The sequence below is a fragment of the Paeniroseomonas aquatica genome (assembly GCF_030409335.1).
GTDB classification, from domain to species: Bacteria; Pseudomonadota; Alphaproteobacteria; order Acetobacterales; family Acetobacteraceae; genus Belnapia; species Belnapia aquatica.
Window position 1 is genome coordinate 1 of sequence record NZ_JAUFPN010000180.1, and the last position, 18194, is coordinate 18194.

At 72.6% G+C, this 18194-nt stretch carries 18 protein-coding genes; 7 read left to right on the forward strand and 11 right to left on the reverse strand.

Annotation, left to right across the window (positions count from 1 at the left end; genetic code table 11):
- The 3 genes from QWZ14_RS19865 to QWZ14_RS19875 form a co-directional block, all read right to left on the reverse strand.
- Positions 1 to 1155: carbohydrate-binding domain-containing protein (locus tag QWZ14_RS19865; RefSeq protein ID WP_290318577.1), on the reverse strand; the 1155-nt coding region annotated here is incomplete at its 3' end.
- Positions 1156 to 1343: 188 nt separating this feature from the next.
- Positions 1344 to 1964: a pyridoxamine 5'-phosphate oxidase family protein gene (locus tag QWZ14_RS19870; RefSeq protein WP_290318578.1), complete on the reverse strand. Its 621-nt coding sequence runs from the start codon at positions 1962 to 1964 to the stop codon at positions 1344 to 1346.
- A complete protein-coding gene (locus QWZ14_RS19875; RefSeq protein ID WP_290318580.1) occupies positions 1961 to 3610 on the reverse strand; it encodes a thiamine pyrophosphate-binding protein in 1650 nt (549 codons plus the stop codon). Before QWZ14_RS19875 ends, QWZ14_RS19870 begins: the two co-directional genes overlap by 4 nt.
- Positions 3611 to 3883: 273 nt before the next feature.
- On the opposite strand from QWZ14_RS19875, the gene QWZ14_RS19880 reads away from it, so the two are divergent.
- The 7 genes from QWZ14_RS19880 to QWZ14_RS19910 are packed head-to-tail and all read left to right on the forward strand — an operon-like array spanning position 3884 to position 11634.
- Entirely contained in the window at positions 3884 to 5317 is a 1434-nt protein-coding gene (locus QWZ14_RS19880) for a circularly permuted type 2 ATP-grasp protein (protein ID WP_456307261.1), read from the forward strand.
- Positions 5317 to 6258, forward strand: coding sequence for an alpha-E domain-containing protein (locus tag QWZ14_RS19885; protein ID WP_290318581.1), 942 nt, complete (start codon positions 5317 to 5319; stop codon positions 6256 to 6258). Before QWZ14_RS19880 ends, QWZ14_RS19885 begins: the two co-directional genes overlap by 1 nt.
- Positions 6255 to 7016 (forward strand): peptidase, encoded by a 762-nt coding sequence (locus QWZ14_RS19890; RefSeq protein ID WP_290318582.1) that lies wholly within the window; start codon positions 6255 to 6257, stop codon positions 7014 to 7016. The genes QWZ14_RS19885 and QWZ14_RS19890 overlap by 4 nt, the downstream gene beginning before the upstream one ends.
- 59 nt (positions 7017 to 7075) lie before the next feature.
- Positions 7076 to 8053 (forward strand): Bug family tripartite tricarboxylate transporter substrate binding protein, encoded by a 978-nt coding sequence (locus tag QWZ14_RS19895; RefSeq protein WP_290318584.1) that lies wholly within the window; start codon positions 7076 to 7078, stop codon positions 8051 to 8053.
- A 31-nt stretch (positions 8054 to 8084) separates the two neighbouring features.
- Positions 8085 to 8534 (forward strand): (2Fe-2S)-binding protein, encoded by a 450-nt coding sequence (locus QWZ14_RS19900; protein ID WP_290318587.1) that lies wholly within the window; start codon positions 8085 to 8087, stop codon positions 8532 to 8534.
- Entirely contained in the window at positions 8531 to 10675 is a 2145-nt protein-coding gene (locus tag QWZ14_RS19905; protein ID WP_290318589.1) for a xanthine dehydrogenase family protein molybdopterin-binding subunit, read from the forward strand. The genes QWZ14_RS19900 and QWZ14_RS19905 overlap by 4 nt, the downstream gene beginning before the upstream one ends.
- Positions 10672 to 11634, forward strand: coding sequence for a substrate-binding domain-containing protein (locus QWZ14_RS19910; RefSeq protein WP_290318590.1), 963 nt, complete (start codon positions 10672 to 10674; stop codon positions 11632 to 11634). Before QWZ14_RS19905 ends, QWZ14_RS19910 begins: the two co-directional genes overlap by 4 nt.
- Positions 11635 to 11643: 9 nt before the next feature.
- On the opposite strand, the gene QWZ14_RS19915 is transcribed toward QWZ14_RS19910, so the two are convergent.
- The 8 genes from QWZ14_RS19915 to ribD all read right to left on the reverse strand — a co-directional run bounded on the left by QWZ14_RS19915 (position 11644) and on the right by ribD (position 18125).
- Positions 11644 to 11772 (reverse strand): hypothetical protein, encoded by a 129-nt coding sequence (locus QWZ14_RS19915; protein WP_290318591.1) that lies wholly within the window; start codon positions 11770 to 11772, stop codon positions 11644 to 11646.
- A gap of 67 nt (positions 11773 to 11839) precedes the next feature.
- Positions 11840 to 13009 carry an MFS transporter gene (locus QWZ14_RS19920; RefSeq protein WP_290318592.1) on the reverse strand — a complete coding sequence of 390 codons (1170 nt, stop codon included), beginning with the start codon at positions 13007 to 13009 and terminating at the stop codon, positions 11840 to 11842.
- A 13-nt stretch (positions 13010 to 13022) separates the two neighbouring features.
- The gene (gene thiL, locus QWZ14_RS19925; protein WP_290318593.1) at positions 13023 to 13991 is read right to left on the reverse strand and encodes a thiamine-phosphate kinase; all 969 of its coding nucleotides are present in this window, start codon (positions 13989 to 13991) and stop codon (positions 13023 to 13025) included.
- A gap of 3 nt (positions 13992 to 13994) precedes the next feature.
- Positions 13995 to 14666, reverse strand: coding sequence for a transcription antitermination factor NusB (gene nusB, locus QWZ14_RS19930; RefSeq protein WP_353959327.1), 672 nt, complete (start codon positions 14664 to 14666; stop codon positions 13995 to 13997).
- Positions 14663 to 15163, reverse strand: coding sequence for a 6,7-dimethyl-8-ribityllumazine synthase (ribH, locus tag QWZ14_RS19935; protein WP_290318594.1), 501 nt, complete (start codon positions 15161 to 15163; stop codon positions 14663 to 14665). The genes nusB and ribH overlap by 4 nt, the downstream gene beginning before the upstream one ends.
- Positions 15164 to 15166: 3 nt before the next feature.
- Positions 15167 to 16318, reverse strand: coding sequence for a 3,4-dihydroxy-2-butanone-4-phosphate synthase (gene ribB, locus QWZ14_RS19940; protein ID WP_290318595.1), 1152 nt, complete (start codon positions 16316 to 16318; stop codon positions 15167 to 15169).
- Positions 16319 to 16329: 11 nt separating this feature from the next.
- Positions 16330 to 16992: a riboflavin synthase gene (locus QWZ14_RS19945; RefSeq protein ID WP_290318596.1), complete on the reverse strand. Its 663-nt coding sequence runs from the start codon at positions 16990 to 16992 to the stop codon at positions 16330 to 16332.
- The gene (gene ribD, locus QWZ14_RS19950) at positions 16974 to 18125 is read right to left on the reverse strand and encodes a bifunctional diaminohydroxyphosphoribosylaminopyrimidine deaminase/5-amino-6-(5-phosphoribosylamino)uracil reductase RibD (RefSeq protein WP_290318597.1); all 1152 of its coding nucleotides are present in this window, start codon (positions 18123 to 18125) and stop codon (positions 16974 to 16976) included. Before ribD ends, QWZ14_RS19945 begins: the two co-directional genes overlap by 19 nt.
- Positions 18126 to 18194: the final 69 nt, after the last annotated feature.

Genomic DNA, 18194 nt, shown 5'->3' on the forward strand with positions numbered 1-18194 from the left:
GACCTTGGCGGCCTGGCCCCAGGTGCCGGGGGTGCCGAATAGGGCGGGGATGGCGCCGGTGCCGGTCGGCGGGGGCGGGGGCGCTTGGTTCACCGGGGGGGGTGCGGCGGCCTCGGTGAAGGCGAAGTCCATGGCCCCGGCGGAAAAAAGGGCGCCGGTGCCGCCGGCGACCGCCTTGCCGTTGTAGGTGATGCCGTCGACGTGGAGGTTGCGGTCGGTGGCCGCGGTGCCGCCCCAGGCGTCGTTGAGGAAGTCGATGGTGACCTTGTGGGCGCCGGCGGCCCAGTCGCCCTTCACGGTGATGACGTCGTCCTGGCCGGAGGCGGCGGAGGCGCCTGCGGTCAGCGTGCCGCCGATCCGGGTGCCGTCGACGCTGACGGTGTACTGGGCGCCGGCGAGGTAGACGTCCTGGCTGATCCTGAGCACCAGCGCATCGCTGCCGCTGCCGATGGTCGTGACCACCGGGGTCGTATCGACCGATGGCGGCGGGACCGGCGGGGGCTCCGGGACGCTTCCACCGGCGAGGCCGGCGACGGTATCCGCCATAGTGACCGCCAAGCGATCGGCGATGAGGATGGCATCCGCCTGGCCCATGTGGCTGCTATGCGCGTAGCCGTCGCCGTCCATGGCGATGTCGTCCATCGCCTTGTCGGCGAAGCTGGCGTTGAAGCCGCCGTCCGCCGACAGCTGGCGCATGCCGGCCTGGATCGCCTCGGGGCTGTTGCCCTGGGTGTAGTTGTACGGAACGTAGGTGAAGACGTAGGGCGTGGTCGCAGCGCCCTGACCGAGGGCCCCCCGCACCAGCGCGGCATCGGCCTTGACCTCGGAGACCCAGTGGTCGGTCGTCACCCCGGCCGTGTTGCTGTCGTACTCGTTGTGGATCCAGAGCGTGATCGTCGGATTGTCCCGGATGCTGGCGGGCTCGGCCTTCAGCACGTTCAGCAATCCCTGCTGCTCGCCATCGGTATCCCAGTTGAGGAAGGCGGTACCGGAGTAGATGGTGTTGTCGTCGCCGCCGTAGCTGGCGAGGACCTTGATGTCGACATCCGGCAGGCTCGCTTCGAGGCGCTGCTCCAGCTCGGAGGCACCGCCATCGGCCACGAAAAGCAAGGCATTGCTCTGGCCACGGATCAGCAGATTCACTTCTGTCGACATGGCGCACCCGATGCTGCCCGGGGGGAACGGCTGCCGTCGCCGGCAGGGGATGGCCCCAGGAAAAAAGCGTTCGGTGCACCCCAAATTGCTCACGACACCGTGAGAGGGTGTATATCGTATTCGGATGCGAGTGAAAAGATTAATCTACCTGTGGTTTTGTGGGCCCAGGTCGCAGACGGGTGACGGACTCAATATATCTGCGCGGCGATCCGGGCCTGGTAGTCCGCCTCATAGCGGTCCGGGTCGATCGAGGCGCCGGCCGTATGCGCCGCGATCATCTGCCCATTGGTCGGCAGGCCCGCCGGCCGCGGCCGGTCCCCCCAGAGCCGCGAGCGCATCACCGATTTGGCGCAGTGGGCGTAGATCTCCCGCACCGTCACCAGCAGCACCGTCACCGGCGGCTTGCCCTGCACGGCGAAACGGGCGCAGAGCGCCGGGTCGGCGGTGATCCGCGCCCGGCCGTTCACCCGCAGCGTCTCCCCGGCGCCGGGCACGACGAAGAGCAGCGCGACCTCCGGGTTCTCCAGGATGTCGTGGAAGGCATCGAGCCGGTTGTTGCCGCGCCGATCGGGCAGCGCCAGGGTGGTCGCATCGAGGGCGGTGACGAAGCCGGGCGCATCGCCGCGCGGCGTCGCATGGGCGCCCTGCGGGCCGCAGGTCGCCAGGATGCACCAGGGCGAGGCGGCGATGAAGGCCAGCGAGGTCGCCTCCAGCCGGTCCGTCACCTTGGCGAGGAAGCGCGGGTGCGGCGCCTCGTACAGCCCGGCCAGCTGCGCCGCGGTGGTGACCGCATGCGGATCCCCGCTCATCCCCGCAGCGCCTTGATCTGGGCCGGGTAGCTGCCGGGGTCCACCAGCACGTCGACCAGCGCCGGGCCGGGGGCGGCCAGGGCCTCGGCCAGCGCCGCCTGGTACTCCACCTCGTTCCGGGCGCGCAGGCCGAGGCCGCCGAGGGCGGTGAAGATGCCTGCGAAATCCGCCATCGGCCAGCCGAGCGCCGCCGGCGGGATCTCCCCCGCCTTCTTGATGTCGATGAGCGAGAGGGTGCTGTCGTTGAAGACCACGACGACGAGCTTCACCCCGAGCACGGCGGCGGTCGCCAGCTCGCCGAGCGCCATCAGCAGGCCGCCGTCGCCGGTGAAGGCCAGCGCGCCGCGCGCCGGGTCGTGCAGCGCCGCGGCGATGCCGGCCGGCAGGGCGAAGCCCATGGTGGCGAGGCCGTTCGAGATCAGCAGGTCGCCCGGCCGGCTGGCCTGCCAGAAGGTGGTGGCCGGGAACATGTGCGCCCCGGCGTCGACCGCGACGCGCGGATCGGCGCCGGCCGTGCGGCAGGCGGCCTGGGCCAGCTCGACCACCGCCTGAGGCGAGATGCCGCGGTTGCCGCCAGGCGCATTGGCCAGCGCCGTCCGCCAGCGGTCCCGGTGCGCCGCGATGGCCGCCGCGCTCCAGCCGCTGGGCATGGCGCCTTCCGCGAGGGTCGCCAGCGCCGGGGCCAGCGGCCCGTAGTAGGCCGCGGCCGGGGTCCGGTAGGCCAGCGGCCGCGGCGCCGTGCCGAGCTCGATGACCGGCGCGGCGAAGCGCCAGGGCTGCGGAATGAACTCCACCGGATCGGCCCCGGCCAGGATGATGCAATCGGCCTCGGCGAGGATCGGCGCCTCGGCCTGGCCGCCGGTGAAGACGCCGCCGAACAGCGGGTCGGCATCGGGCAGCACCCCCTTGGCCTTGTAGGTGACCAGCACCGGGCAGCCGAGGCTGGCGGCCAATTGCCGCAGCGCGGCGCAGACGGCCGGGTCGGTGGCCTCGAGCCCGGCGATCAGCACCGGGCGGCGGGCCCCGGCCAGCAGCCGGGAGGCCGCCGCGAGGGCCGGGCCCGCCACGGCGCCGGCGGCGGCGGTGCCGACCACCGGCAGGGCCATGGCCGGGGCCCGGGCGCCGGCGGCCGAGAGCTCGAGCAGCACCGGGCCGCGGGGCGCCGCCATGGCGGTCTGCAGCAGGGTGGCGGCCATCGGGCCGGCGGCCGCGCCGCTCTCGACCGCCCGCGCCGCGCCTTTCGTCACCGGCGCCAGCATCGCCACCTGGTCGAGGAACTGGTGGTTGGCATAGGCCCGTTCGGCGCCGCCGAAGCCATCGGCCAGCAGCAGCACCGGAGCCCGGTCGAGGCTCGCCTGGGCCATGCCGTTGGCGGCGTTGCTCACCCCGGGGCCGCGCGTCACCAGCGCCGCGCCCGGCCGGCCGGACAGCTCCGCCTCGGTCGCCGCCATGATGACCGCGGCGGATTCCTGCCGTGCCAGGATGAAGGGAATGCCGCGCGCGGCCGCCGCAGCGATGAGGTCGAGGCTGGAGCCGCCGCCCGGCACGCCGAAGATCCGCGCCACGCCGGCCATGGCCAGGGCCTCGGCCACGGCCTCGGCGCCGGTCATCGCGCCCGTCGTCCCGTCCCGCATCGCATCCGGCATCCGTCGCTTCCCCTGGTCGTGGCGGTCCAGCATAGCGGCGCTGTCGGCCGTCGCCAAAATCGGCGCTGCCCGTCCGAGTGGCGTGCCACCCCCGATGGCTGGGCAGGCGATGGGCAGAACGGTCGAGGCCTGGGCATTTCCCTGGCCCGCGGCGCTTGCGGGCAGGGCATGGTCCGTGCTGCTTTGCGGGTGCTGGGAACTAGTATGGGGGCCGCATCGTCCGTGTCGCAGGCAAAGACCGCCGCTTTCGACGAAATGCGGGCAGAGGAGGGCGTGCGCGCCGCCTATGCAGAGATCGACCGTTGGCTCCGCGCGACCCCGCGGGAACAGCTGGACAGCAAGCGGCACGAGGCCGAGCTGCTGTTCCGGCGCATCGGCATCACCTTCGCCGTCTATGGCGAAGGGGGTGACCCGGAGCGGCTGATCCCCTTCGACATCATCCCCCGCATCATCGCCCGCACCGAATGGGACCGCATGGCGACCGGCCTGCGGCAGCGGGTCCGCGCCCTGAACGCCTTCCTCGGCGACGTCTACGGCAAGCAGGAGATCCTGCGCGCCGGCCGTGTCCCCACCGCCCTGGTGCTCGAGAACGAGGGCTACCGGGCCGAGATGGTGGGGGTGGCGCCGCCGGGCGGGGTCTATACCCATGTCGCCGGCATCGACATGGTCCGCACCGGGCCCGACGAATTCTACGTGCTCGAGGACAATTGCCGCACGCCCTCCGGCGTCTCCTACATGCTGGAGAACCGCGAGGCGATGCTGCGGCTCTTTCCCAGGCTCTGCGCCCGGCACCGCATCGCCCCGGTCGGCCGCTACCCGGAGGAATTGCTGGAGACGCTGAAGGCCGTCGCCCCGCCGCGGGCCGGCGCCGATCCCTGCGTGGTGGTGCTGACCCCGGGGCCCTACAACAGCGCCTACTACGAGCACTGCTTCCTCGCCGACGAGATGGGGATCGAGGTGGTGGAGGGCGCCGACCTCGGCGTCGAGAACGACGTGGTGTTCATGCGCACCACCGCCGGGCCGAAGCGGGTCGACGTGATCTACCGCCGCATCGACGACGAATTCCTCGACCCGACGGTCTTCCGCGCCGACAGCATGGTGGGCGTGCCGGGGCTGATGGCGGCCTATCGCGCCGGCAACGTCGCCCTGGCCAATGCCCCCGGCGCCGGCATCGCCGACGACAAGGCGATCTATCCCTACGTGCCGGAGATGGTGCGCTTCTACCTCGGCGAGGAGCCGCTGCTGGCCAATGTGCCGACCTTCCTCTGCGAGCGGGAGGAGGACCGCAAATACGTCCTCGGCAACCTCGACAAGCTGGTGGTGAAGCTGGCCAAGGGCTCGGGCGGCTATGGCATGATGATCGGGCCGCACGCGACCTGGGACCTGCGCGAGGAATTCCGCACCCGCATCCTGGCCAAGCCTGGCGACTACATCGCCCAGCCGACGCTCGCGCTCTCGACCTGCCCGACGGTGGTGGACCAGGGCATCGCCCCGCGCCACGTCGACCTCAGGCCCTTCATCCTCTCCGGCGGCAAGGAGATCCGCATCGTCCCGGGCGGGCTGACCCGGGTCGCCATTCGCGAGGGCTCGCTGGTGGTGAACTCCTCCCAGGGCGGCGGCACCAAGGATACCTGGATCCTGGAGGACGAGGGCCCCGGCGAGGAGCCGCAGCCTGCCCAATCCCAGTCCCAGACGGCGGCGGGCTGATGCTCAGCCGCACCGCCGACAGCCTGTTCTGGCTCGCCCGCTACACCGAGCGGGCGGGCAACGTCGCCCGCGGCCTCGGCGTCGCCTCCCGGATGGCGGCGGTCTCCGCCCGCTTCGGCGCCGAGGCGGACGAATGGCGGTCGCTCATCACCGCCTCCGGCGGCGACGAGACCTTCTACAGGAAGTACGAGACGCCGGCCGCGGACTCCGTGGTGCACTGGCTGGTCTTCGACCCGGAGAATTCCTCCGGCATCATGTCCTGCATCGAGGCGGCGCGGCGCAACGCGCGGGCGGTGCGCACGGCGCTGACCGTCGACATGTGGGAGGCGCTGAACGACACCTGGAACCAGCTCCGCGCCATGCCGCCCGAGTCGATGGAAGGCGAGAAGCTGGTCGATTTCCTCGGCTGGGTCCGCGAGCGGGTGACGCTGTTCAACGGCGCGGCGCACGACACCATGCTGCGCAACGAGGCCTGGCGCTTCGTCCACCTCGGCACCATGCTGGAACGGGCGGACAACACCGCCCGGCTGCTCGACGTGAAGCACCACCTGCTGACCGCCGAGGCGGAGGGCGCGGTCGACTACGTGCAGTGGCAGGCGGTGCTGCGCTCGGTCTCGGCGCTGCGGTCCTACCAGTGGATCTACCGCGACCGGCTGCAGCCGCGGCTGATCGCCGAGCTGATGATCCTGCGGCCCGAGCTGCCGCGCAGCCTGATGGCCTGCTTTGCCGAGGTGGCCGAGACTCTGGAGGCGATCGCGCTCGGCCAGGGCGGCCGCCGCGGCGAATGCCACCGGGTCGCCGGCACCCTGCAGGCGCAGCTCCGCTTCGGCCGGATCGATGCCATCATGGAGGAGGGGCTGCATGGCTTCCTCACCACCATGATCGACCGCGCCGCGGCGCTCGGCGGCGAGATCGACGCCTTCTACATCCAGCACGCATGACCTATTGCGTCGGCCTCTACCTGCGGGAGGGCCTGGTGCTGCTCTCGGACACACGGACCAATGCCGGCGTCGACAACATCTCGACCTTCGGCAAGATGCAGGTGGAGGCGGTCCCCGGGGAACGGGTCCTGACCATGCTCTCGGCCGGCAACCTCGCAATCACCCAGGCGGTGTGGAACCGGCTGCAGGAGGGGGTCTGGCTGAACGGCGAGAAGCTGACCCTGCGCAGCGTCGATACCATGTTCCGCGCCGCGCAGCTGGTCGGCCAGGCGGTGCGGGAGGTCTTTGCCGCCGACGGCGCCTCGCTCTCGGCGCAGGGTGTCGGCTTCGATATCTCGCTGATGCTGGGCGGCCAGATCGGGGGCCAGGCCGGGGGCGGGCCGCCGCGGCTCTTCCTGATCTACTCGGCCGGCAATTTCATCGAGGCGACCACCGACACGCCCTTCCTGCAGATCGGCGAGCACAAGTACGGCAAGCCGATCCTCGACCGCGTGGTCGGCTTCGACACGCCGCTGATGGATGGGGTGAAGCTGGTGCTGATCAGCATGGACAGCACGCTGCGCTCCAACCTCACGGTCGGCATGCCGATCGACCTGCTGGTCTATCGCGCCGGCTGCTTCGCGGTGACGCTGCGCCGGCGGATCACCGAGGAGGATCCCTATTTCCGCTCGGTCGCCGAGGGTTGGTCGCAGGCGCTGCGCAACGCCTACCTGGCGCTGCCCCGGCCGAACTGGCCGGACCTGCCGGCCGCCGGCTAGCAGCCTTGCATCCGCGGGGCCCGGGGCCGATCCTGCGCCGGTAAGCCCGGGGAAACGCAATGCGCCGTCGGAGTCTCGCCGCCACACTGGCCACCCTGGGGGCCCCGCTGCGCGCCGTGGCGCAGCCCGCGCCGGCGGGGGCGCCCTGGCCGAGCCGGCCGGTCCGGATCGTGGTCCCCTTCGGCCTCGGCGGGTCCGCCGATGTCGCCGCCCGCTTCCTGGCCGACCCGCTGACCCAGGCGCTGGGCCAGCCGGTGGTGATCGAGAACCGGCCCGGCGCCGGCGCCGTCATCGGCACCGATGTCGTGGCGAAGGCGGCGCCCGACGGCCATACCCTGCTGCTGATGTCGAATACCCATACCGCGAACGAGACGCTGATCCCGCACCGGCCCTATGCGCTGCTGCGCGACCTGGTGCCGGTCGCCGCCATCAACATCGCCTTCCACGTGCTGGCGGTGCATCCCTCGCTCGGCGTGACGACGGTGCCGGCGCTGATCGCCAAGGCCAAGGCAGCGCCGGGCACGCTGGACTACGCCTCCTCGGGTCCCGGCACGCCCTACCACATCGCCTCCGAGGTCTTCGCCGCGCTTGCCGGGATCCGGCTGAACCACATCCCCTTCCGCGGCTCGAACGAGGCGCGGACGGCGCTGCTCGCCGGGCAGGTGCCGATCATGTTCGACGCCATCCCGACCATGCGCGAGCAGATCACCGGCGGGCGGCTCGTCGGCCTCGGCACCACCGGGCCGCAGCGCAGCCCACTGCTGCCCGAAGTGCCGACGGTGGTGGAGAGCCTGCCGGGCTTCGAGGCCTCCATCTGGCTCGGGCTGATGGCGCCCGCCGGGACGCCGCCGGCGGTGATCGAACGGGTCCATGCCGAGGTCGGCCGCATCCTGGCGGCCGGCCCGGCGCGGGACGCCATGGCCCGTGGCGGCGCCGAGCCCATGCCGATGTCGGTGGCCGGGTTCGGCGAGTTCCTGCGGCGCGACGTGGAGCGGCAGCGGGAGTGGATCCGCATGGCCAAGATCGAGCTCAGCTAGGGGCGCGGGCCCCGACCGAGGAGACGTCGCAATGGTGCAATTCACCCTGAACGGTGCCGTAGTGGCGCTGGAGGTGCCTGACGAGGCCTCGCTGCTGCAGGCGCTGCGCGGCCCCGGCGGGCTGTCCGGCCCGCGCTTCGGCTGCGGCAACGAGCTGTGCGGCTGCTGCATGGTCCTGGTGGAGGGGGTGCCGCGCTATGCCTGCACCCTCGGGGCCGGTGCCGTCGCCGGCCTGGCGGTGGTGACGGTGGAGGGGCTGGGTACGCCCGAGGCGCCGCATCCGCTGCAGGCCGCCTTCCTGGCGGAGCAGGCGGGGCAATGCGGCTATTGCCTCTCGGGCATCCTCGTCAGCGCGGCGGCGCTGCTGGAGCGCGACAGGTCGCCCGACGAGGACGCCATCCGCGCCGCGCTGGAGCCGCATCTCTGCCGCTGCGGCAGCCACAACCGGATCATCCGTGCGATCCAGGGGGCCACAACATGAGCCACGGTTTCGGCGCCGCCCTGAAGGTGGAGGACGGCAAGCCGCGGCTGCCGGGCAACCTGCATACCAACCGCCGGCTGTCGCAATGGCTGGCGATCCACCCGGATGGCCGCGTCACCATCACCCCGGGCAAGGTGGAGCTGGGGCAGGGGATCCTGACCACCCTCAGCCAGATCGCGGCCGACGAGCTGGACGTGGATTTCGCCCGCGTCACCGCACGGCCGGCGGCGACGCCGGACAGCCCGGACGAGGCGGTGACCAGCGGCAGCCTCTCGACCCAGGACAGCGGCAGCGCGCTGCGCCATGTCTGCGCCGCGGCGCGGATGATCTTCCTCGGCGTCGTGGCGCAGCGGGTCGGCGTGCCGCTGGAGACGATCCGCATCGAGGACGGCCGCTTCATCGGCCCGGCCGGGGAGATCGGCAGCTATTGGGCGCTGGCCGACCAGGCGCTGCTAGAGTGCGAGGCGCCCATCGCGGTGACGGCCAAGGCGCCGGGGGCGCGGCGCATCGCCGGCACCTCGGTGCCGCGCATCGACCTGCCGGACAAGGTCTTCGGCGCCGCGCGCTACGTGCACGACCTGCGGCTGCCGGGGATGCTGCATGCCCGGGTGGTGCGGCCGCCGGCGCGCGGCGCCGCCCTGGCGGCGCTGCGCGAGGGCCCGCTGCCGGGCGATGCGCGGCTGGTGCGGGACGGCAATTTCCTCGCCGTCCTGGCCTCGACCGAATGGGATGCGGAGGCGGCCGCCGCGCGCCTCGCCGCCCGCGCCGAGTGGGCCGCGACGGACACGCTGCCGGAGCAGGCGCTGCTGGCCGGTTGGCTGCGCGCGGCGGCGACGCGCGGCGAGCGCAGCGCCGTGGCGAGCCGCGCCGACCCGGCGCCGGCGGCGGCCAGGGCGCTGCGCCCCAGCTTCACCCGGCCCTACCTGGCGCATGGCTCCATCGCCCCCTCCTGCGCGGTGGCGCGGTGGGAGGGTGATGGCGTCGAGGTCTTCACCCATAGCCAGGGCCCCTACAACCTGCGCGCCGACCTGGCGAAGGCGCTGAAGTGCCCGCCCGAGAAGATCGTGGTGCGCCACCGCGAGGGGGCCGGCTGCTACGGCCACAACGGCGCCGACGACGTGGCGCTGGATGCGGTGCTGGTCGCCCGCGCGGCGCCCGGCGTGCCGGTTCGGCTGCTCTGGTCCCGGATGGAGGAGCTGGGCTGGTCGCCCGTCTCCCCGGCCATGCTGGTGGACATCGAGGCCGATCTGGACGCCGCCGGCAACCTCGCGGGCTGGCGCAGCCATATCGTCAGCAACGGCCATTCCTCCCGACCCGGGCGGGGTGCGGAGCCGACCCTGCTCTCGGCGGCGCTGCTGGCCGAGCCCTTCGCGGTCAAGCCGAGCATCAACCCGCCGATGGCGGCCGGCGGCGGCGCCCCGCGCAACGGCGTGCCCTTCTACCGCATCCCGGCACTGACGGTGGAGACCACGCGCCTGCTGGAGATGCCGATCCGCACCTCGGCGCTGCGCGGCCTCGGCGCCACCCTGAACGTCTGGTCGATCGAGAGCGTGCTGGACGAGGCGGCGGCGCTGGCCGGCGTCGATCCGGTCGAGTACCGCCTGCGTCACCTGGACGACCCGCGCGCGATCGCCGTGCTGGAACGCGCCGCCGCCATGGCCGGCTGGGCCGGGCGCTCCCGGCGCGAGGGCTGGGGCATGGGCGTCGGCGTCGCCCGCTACAAGAACTCCGGCGCCTGGGCCGCCGTGGTGGCGGAGGTCGAGGCCCGTGAGCGCATCCTCTGCCGACGCCTCTGGATCGCCGGCGACGTCGGCGAGGTGGTGAACCCCGACGGCGTCATGAACCAGTACGAGGGCGGCGCCATCCACGGCACCTCGGTCGCCCTGCTGGAACAGGTCGCCTTCGACCGCCGCACCGTCACCAGCGACACCTGGGAGAGCTATCCGATCCTGCGCTTCTCCGAGGTGCCGAAGGTGCAGGTGGAGCTCATCGACCGGCCGGAGCAGCCCTTCCTCGGCTCCGGCGAGGCCAGCATGGCGCCCACCATTGCCGCCATCGCCGGCGCCATCACCGAGGCGCTGGGCATCCGCCCCCGCGCCCTGCCCTTCACCCCGGACAACCTGGCAAAGGCCGAGGCATGAGCCGCATCCCGCTCACCATGGCGATGGCCGCCACCGACCGCACCCGGCCGGTGCTGGACGGCCGCGTCGCCATCGGCGGCGTCGACCTCAACCCCATCATCGGCGAGCCGGAGGACATCTTCCGCCGCGCCCTGCGTGACAAGGCCTTCGGGGTCACCGAGCTCTCGATGGGCAGCCATATCGTCACCACCGCGCGGGGCGACAGCGGCTATGTCGGCATCCCCGTCTTCCTCTCGCGGGCCTTCCGCCATTCGGCCATCTATATCCGCACCGACCGCGGCATCCGCACCGCGGCGGACCTCGCCGGGCGGACCATCGGCCTGCCGGAGTACCAGCAGACCGCGGCGCTCTGGGTGCGGGGGATCCTGCGGGAGCACTACGGCGTCGATACGCGCGGCATCCGCTGGCGCATCGGCACCGAGCGCATCGCCATCACCCTGCCGGCGGGCTTCGACGTGGCCCCGCTCGGCCAGGACCTGCCGACGGCGCTGGCGGAGGGGAGCATCGATGCGCTGATCGCGCCGCGCCCGCCGGCCTGCCTGACGGATGGCAGCGCCCCGGTCGCCCGGCTCTATCCGGACTACAAGGCGGAGGAGATCGCCTGGCACAAGGCCAGCGGCTTCTTCCCCATCATGCACTGCATCGCCATCCGGAAGGATGTGGCCGACCGGCATCCCTGGCTGCCGCTGGAACTGTTCCGCGCCTTCGCCAAGGCCAAGGCGCTGTCCCTGGCGGAGCTGCAGCTGGTCAACGTGCTGCGGGTCTCGCTGCCCTGGATCGCCGCGGCCTATGAGGAGCAGGCGGCGATCATGGGCGGCGACCCCTGGCCCTATGGCTTCGCCCGCAACCGGGAGGAGGTGGCGGCGATGATCCGTTACGCGGTGGCGGACGGCCTCGCGGCGCAGCCCATCCCGCCCGAGGCGCTGTTCCACCCGAGCACCCTGGCCGAGCCGGGCTGAGCGCCGCGGTCAGGCGCCGCTGTTGGTGCCGCCGGCATTGCCGCGGCCGTAGCTGGGCGGGCCGGAGGCCGGCTGGAGCGGGCCGCAGGCGGTAACGAAGGCGAGGCCGAGCAGGATCATCAGGCGGAGGAGGTGCATCCCGGCTGAACATCCGGGACCGGCCCGGGTGGCATCCCGGGCCCTTCAGCTTGGCGCGACCGCGGCCTCAGCCGGCCGCCGCCTGCCGCGCGCCGCGGGCGTATTGCCAGGCAATCATCGCCAGGGCCAGCGCCAGCGCCGGGAGAACAGCCAGGTTCAGCACCGCCCAGCCGGCCTGGGCATGCACCGCGCCCGAGGCGAAGGCGGTGCAGGCCACCGTGCCGAAGACGATGGTGTCGTTCGCGGCCTGGGCCCTGACCCGCTCGGCCGGGGAATGCGCTGTCGCCAGCAGGTTGGTCGCGCCGACGAACATGAAGTTCCAGCCGAGGCCGAGCACCCCGAGGGCGATGCCGAAATGGGCGAAGCTCTCCCCCAGCAGGCCGATGCCGACGCAGAGCGCGGTCAGCGCCGCCCCGGCGGTGATCACGGCGCGCACCCCGAAGCGGGTGATCAGCCGGCCGGTGAAGAAGCCCGGACCGAACATGGCGATGGCATGGATCTGGATGACCGTCGCCGAGGCGCCGACGCCGAAGCCGCAGAGCATCATCTCGACCGGGGTCGAGGTCATCAGCAGGTTCATCGTGCCATAGGCCACCATGCCGGTGACCGCGGCGGTGATGAAGGCCGGCCGCTGCATGATCTCCCAGACCGAGGCCCCGCCGGCATTGCGGGCCGGCGGCGGCGGCACCCGGACGAAGGCCAGCAGCGCCATGCAGACCAGCGGCAGGCAGGCCAGCACCAGATAGGTGCCGAGGAAGAGGAAGGGCGGCATGACGTCCCGTGTCGCCTTCACCAACTCGGGGCCCAGCGCCGCAGCGAGGATGCCACCGGTCATCACCAGGCTGATGGCGCGCGGCCGGTAAGCCGGGGTGGCGACCTCCGAGGCGGCGAAGCGGTAGTGCTGGGCGATGCCGAAGCCGAGCCCGGCCGGGATGGCGCCGATGCAGTAGAGGGTGAAATCGCCGAACCAGACCCCGGCGGCGAAGGTCAGCGACCCCGCCATGGCGCCGAGCGCGCCCAGGATGAAGCCCGGTTTCCGGCCGAGCCGGGCGAAGACCATGCTGGCCGGGATGGAGGCGGCCATGGTCGCGGTCATCTGGATGGCGACCGGCAGGGTCGAGAGCGACTTGTCCTCGGCCAGGGAATGGCCGATGAGCGCCGCCATCACCGCCTGGCCGACGGTGGCCGCCTGCATCAGGGCCTGGCAGCAGAAGAGCAACCAGACCTGCCGCTTCATGCGGCGTTCCTCGTCAGAAATGGCTCCATCCCCCCGCCGGCAGCGCCAGCGGGGCACCGTCCGGACCTTGGACCAGGACCTCTTCGGGTCCCTCGACGAATTCCCCGATCCGCGTCACCGGCGTGCCGGCGGCCGCGGCCCGGGCCTCGACCATGGCGGCCGCCCCGGGCGGCGCCACGAAGAGCAGTTCGTAATCATCGCCGCCGGTCAGCACCAGGGCCAGCAGCGCCGGGTCCGCCATGACCAGGGCGCGGGCCGCGGGTGAGAGCGGCACCGCCGTCGCCTCCAGTCGGGCGCCGACCCCGCCGGCGCGGCAGAGATGGCCGAGGTCCTGGACCAGCCCATCCGAGACATCCATCGCGGCGAGCGCAACCCCGGCCAGCGCCGCGCCGAGCGCCAGCCGCGGCCGCGGCAGCCGGTAGCGATCGGCGAGATGCCCCGCCGCATCGCCCGGCAGCCTGCCCTGCAGCACCCGCAGGCCGAGCGCCCCATCGCCGATGGTCCCGGAAACCCAGATGTCGTCGCCCGCCCGCGCCCCCTGCCGGCGCAGCGCCGCCCCGGGCGCCACGGTGCCGAGGATGGTGAGCGAGAGGCTGATCGGGCCGGGGATGGCGACGGTATCGCCGCCCAGCACCGCCAGGCCGTATTCGCGCTGGTCGGCGGCCAGCCCGGCGACGAAGCCGGCGATCCAGGCCTCCGGCAGGTCGCGCGGGAAGGCGGTCGTCATGAGGTAGCCGAGCGGCGCCGCGCCCATGGCCGCCAGATCCGAGAGGTTCACCCGCAGCAGCTTGCGGCCGATGGTCTCCGGCGGGTCGTCGGGGAGGAAATGCACCCCGGCGACCATGGCATCGGCTGCCAGTACCAGCTGCCGGCCCGGCGGCGGGTCCAGCAGCGCCGCGTCATCCGCCAGCCCGAGCGCTTCCGGCCCGGCGAGCGGCAGGAAGTGTCGGGCGATCAGCGCGAATTCAGCCGGTGCCGCCACCGGCTACCGGCCGCTGCCGGGGAATTCCTTCGGCCGCAGGCGGCGGGCGAGCGCATCGAGCATGCCATTGGCGAAGCGCGGCTCCTCGCCGCCGAAAAAGCCGTGGGCGATGTCGAGATATTCGTTGATCACCACCTTGGCCGGCGGGGCATTGGACTGGTTCTCGCCCTCGGCCGCCCAGAGCTCAGCCGTCGCGGCGCGCAGCAGGGCGCGCAGCACCGGGTCGAGCTTGCCCAGCGGCCAGTCGGCATCCAGCAGGCCTGTCAGGATCCCATCCAGCGTCTCGCCGTTCCTGGCGGCCTTGCGGACGATGGCGCCGAACAGCGGCAGGTCGGCCTCGGGGATCCAGCCTTCCTCGTAGCCGCCGCGGCCGGGCAGGGAGCCGATGCGGTGCTGCAGGAATTGCTGGATGACCGCCTCGGCGGATTCGCCGGTATAGTCGCTCTGGTAGAGCGCCTGCACCGCGGCGACCCGGGCGCCGGTGCGGGGGCGGCCCTTCGGCTTCGGCGCCGCCGGCTGCGGCCGGCCGCCCTGCTTCGGTCGGGGCGCCGCCGGGCCGGGCTTCGGGGCCGCCGGGGCGGCCTCCTGCCGCTGCTCGGCCTCCATCTCGGCGCGGAGCTTGTCGAGCTCGCTCTCGCCGCCTTCCTGGCCCATGGGCTTGAAGGTGCCGCTCACGACAGGCCCCAGCGGCGCCTCAGCGCCACCTGGCCAAGCAGCGCATGCGCCGCCTCGCCGCCCTTGTTGTGCCGGTCGGCGGCCGAGCGGGCCTCGGCCTGGCCGAGGTTCTCCACCGTCAGCAGGCCGAAGCCGATGGCGGCGCCCCGTTCGGTCGAGACGTTCATCACCCCCTGGCAGACCGCGTTGCAGATGAAGTCGTAGTGGTCGGTCTCGCCCTTGATGACGCAGCCGAGCAGCAGGAAGCCGTCGTAGCGGACCGGCTTCGGCCCCTTGGTCGGCTGGCTGATGGCCATGCGCAGCGCCGCCGGCAGCTCATAGGCGCCGGCGACATCCACCACGTCGACGGTGCAGCCTGCCGTCTCGAAGACCGCCTCGGCGCCGCGGCGCATGCCGGTGACCACCGCTTCGTAATAGGGCGCCTGGATCACTAGCAGGTGCGGCGCCGGCCCGGGTATCGGCTGGGCCACGCGCTCCGGCGCGTCGATCGTGCTCATCTGTCAATCCTTCTGGAGGAGTGCGCGGGTTTCCACCACGCGCAGCCCATAGCCCTCCAGCCCGACGATGGGCCTGGGGTTGTTCGATAGCCGCACCATGTCGCGCACCCCGAGGTCGGTCAGGATCTGCGCGCCGATGCCGTAGTCGCGGATCTCGGGCGGGGCGACCCGGCCGGCGTTGCGCTTGACCTGCTCGCTCATGTTGGTCAGCCGCCAGTCGCGGATGATGACCACCACGCCGCGGCCGGCCTCGGCGATCATGCGCATGCTGTCGTGCAGGTCGCGGGAGCCGGTGCCGACGACGGTGTCGTTCAGCAGGTTCGCGGCATGCATGCGCACATGCACCGGGCCGGGCGAGGCGACGTCGCCCTTCACCAGCGCCAGGTGCTCGGCGTATTCCAGGGTGTTGGTATAGACCACCAGCTTCCACTCGCCGCCGATGGCGTGGTCGATGTGGCCTTCCGAGACCCGCCGGACCAGCCGCTCGGTGCGGCGCCGGTGGCCGATCAGGTCGGCGATGGTGCCAAGCTTGAGGCCATGATGCTGGGCGAAGGCGACGAGATCGGGCATCCGGGCCATGGTGCCGTCGTCGTTCATGATCTCGCAGATCACCCCCGACGGGTTGAGCCCGGCCAGCCGTGCCAGGTCGACCGAGGCTTCCGTATGGCCGGCGCGGACCAGGGTGCCGCCGTCGCGGGCCACCAGCGGGAAGACATGACCCGGGGTCACGATCTGCTCGCGGCTCATCTCCGGGTTGATGGCGACGGCGACGGTATGGGCACGGTCGGCGGCCGAGATGCCGGTGGTGACGCCGTCCTTGGCCTCGATGCTGACGGTGAAGGCGGTCGCATGCCGGGTGCCGTTGGCCTGGGCCATCAGCGGCAGGCCGAGCTGCTCCACCCGGCGGCGGTCCATGGCCAGGCATATCAATCCACGAGCGAAACGTGCCATGAAGTTGATCGCGGCAGGCGTGGCGAACTGGGCGGGGATGACGAGGTCGCCCTCGTTCTCCCGGTCCTCGTCATCCACCAGGATGAACATCCGTCCGGCGCGGGCCTCCTCGATTAGTTCCTCGGTCGGGGAGATGAAGTCGGCGAAATTGACGGTCTTGGTCTCGATCGCGGGGGCGGACCCGGAAGCCGCGGCGGCAGTCATGCTCAGATCCCCTATGCGACGGTCCCGCGCGGCGGGGCCGGGCGGGCACTTGAATCACGGGCCATCGGGTCCGTCGACACCAGCCGGGCGACGTAGCGGGCCAGCGTGTCGATCTCGATATTGACGAAGCCGCCCGGCTGCAGCGTGGCGAAGGTCGTCACCGCCGCGGTATGCGGGATGATGTTGACCCCGAAGACGTCGCCGTCAACCTCATTCACCGTCAGGGAGACGCCGTCGATGGCGACCGAGCCCTTCTCGGCGACGAAGCGGGCGAGGCCGGGCGGCAGCCGGAAGCGCCAGCGGACCGAGCCATTCTCCGGCACCGCGGAGAGCACCTCGGCGACGCCGTCGACATGGCCCGAGACCAGATGCCCGCCCAGCTCGTCGCCCATGCGCAGCGGGCGCTCGAGGTTGATGCGGCTGCCGGCGACCAGCCGGCCGAGGGTGGTCTTGGACAGGCTCTCGGCCGAGGCATCGACCGCGAAGAAATCCCCGCCGAGCTGCACCGCCGTGAGGCAGCAGCCCGAGCAGGCGATGGAGGCGCCGATCACCGCCGGCGCCGGCTCGCCCAGGAAGGCCGGGGAGGTGCCGATGACGAGGCGCATGTCGCTCCCTTCGCCCAACGGCTGGATGTCCCGCACCGTGCCAAGGTCCGTCACGATTCCGGTGAACATGCTGCCTCCATTTCCTCGAATTCGCTGAGCCAGTCCTCACCCAGGGCACGGCTGGCGACCCTGCGGAATCTGGGCATGGCGGAAAGCAGGGCAAGCGGCAAGGGCTGGACGGCCGGAAGACCGTCGCCGCCCATGATCCCCGGTGCATGGAACCAGGCGAGCCGGTTGACGAAGCCGCCGCGCAGCAGCCCGGCGGCAAGCCCGGCGCCGCCCTCGGCGAGGACCCGGGTCACCCCCCGCTGCGCCAGCGCCCCGAGCAGAGCGCCGAGGTCGAGCCCGGCCCGCGCCACGCCGGGCCGGGCGCTGGGCACCGAGAGGATCTGCACCCCGGCGGCGATATAGGGCGCCAGCGTGCCGGGGCGCTGGTTGGTCCGGGTGGCGATCCAGGTCGGCACCTCGGCGGCGGTGGCGACCAGCCGGGAGGCGAGGGGGGTGCGAAGCCGGCTGTCGGCCACCACCCGGGCCAGCTTGACCCGGGCCATGCCGGGGATGCGGCAGGTCAGCTCGGGGTCGTCGGCCAGCACCGTGCCGCTGCCGACCAGCATGGCGTCGTGCCGGGCCCGCAGCGCATGCGCCTCGCGCCGGGCGGCGGGGCCGGTGATCCACTGGCTCTCGCCGCTGGCGGTGGCGATCCGCCCGTCGAGGGTGGTCGCCAGCTTCAGGGTGACCAGCGGCAGGCCGCGGGTGATGCGGTGGGCGAAGCCGGCATTCACCGCCCGCGCCTCGTCGCCCAGCAGGCCCAGCTCGACGATGACCCCGGCGTCGCGCAGGCGCTGCAGCCCGCGGCCGTCGACCCGGGGGTCCGGGTCGCCGGTGGCGACGACGACGCGCGCCACCCCGGCGCGGACCAGCGCATCGCAGCAGGGCGGGGTGCGGCCCCAGTGCGAGCAGGGCTCGAGGGTGACATAGGCGGTGGCGCCGCGGGCCGAGCCGGGGGAGGCAGCCTCGGCCCGGGCCAGCGCCTCGGCCTCGGCATGCGGCCGGCCGCCCGGCTGGGTCCAGCCCCGGGCCAGCACCTGGCCGTCCTTCACCAGCACGCAGCCGACCGCCGGGTTGGGCCAGGTATTCCCCAGCCCACGCCGCGCGACGGCCAGCGCCGCGGCCATGTGCTGGCGGTCCTCGGTGTCGCTCATGCGGCGGGACATGGGGGGGCAGGGCCGGTCAAGCTGGGTCGATGTCCTTGGGGGAGGGGGTAGGCCCCA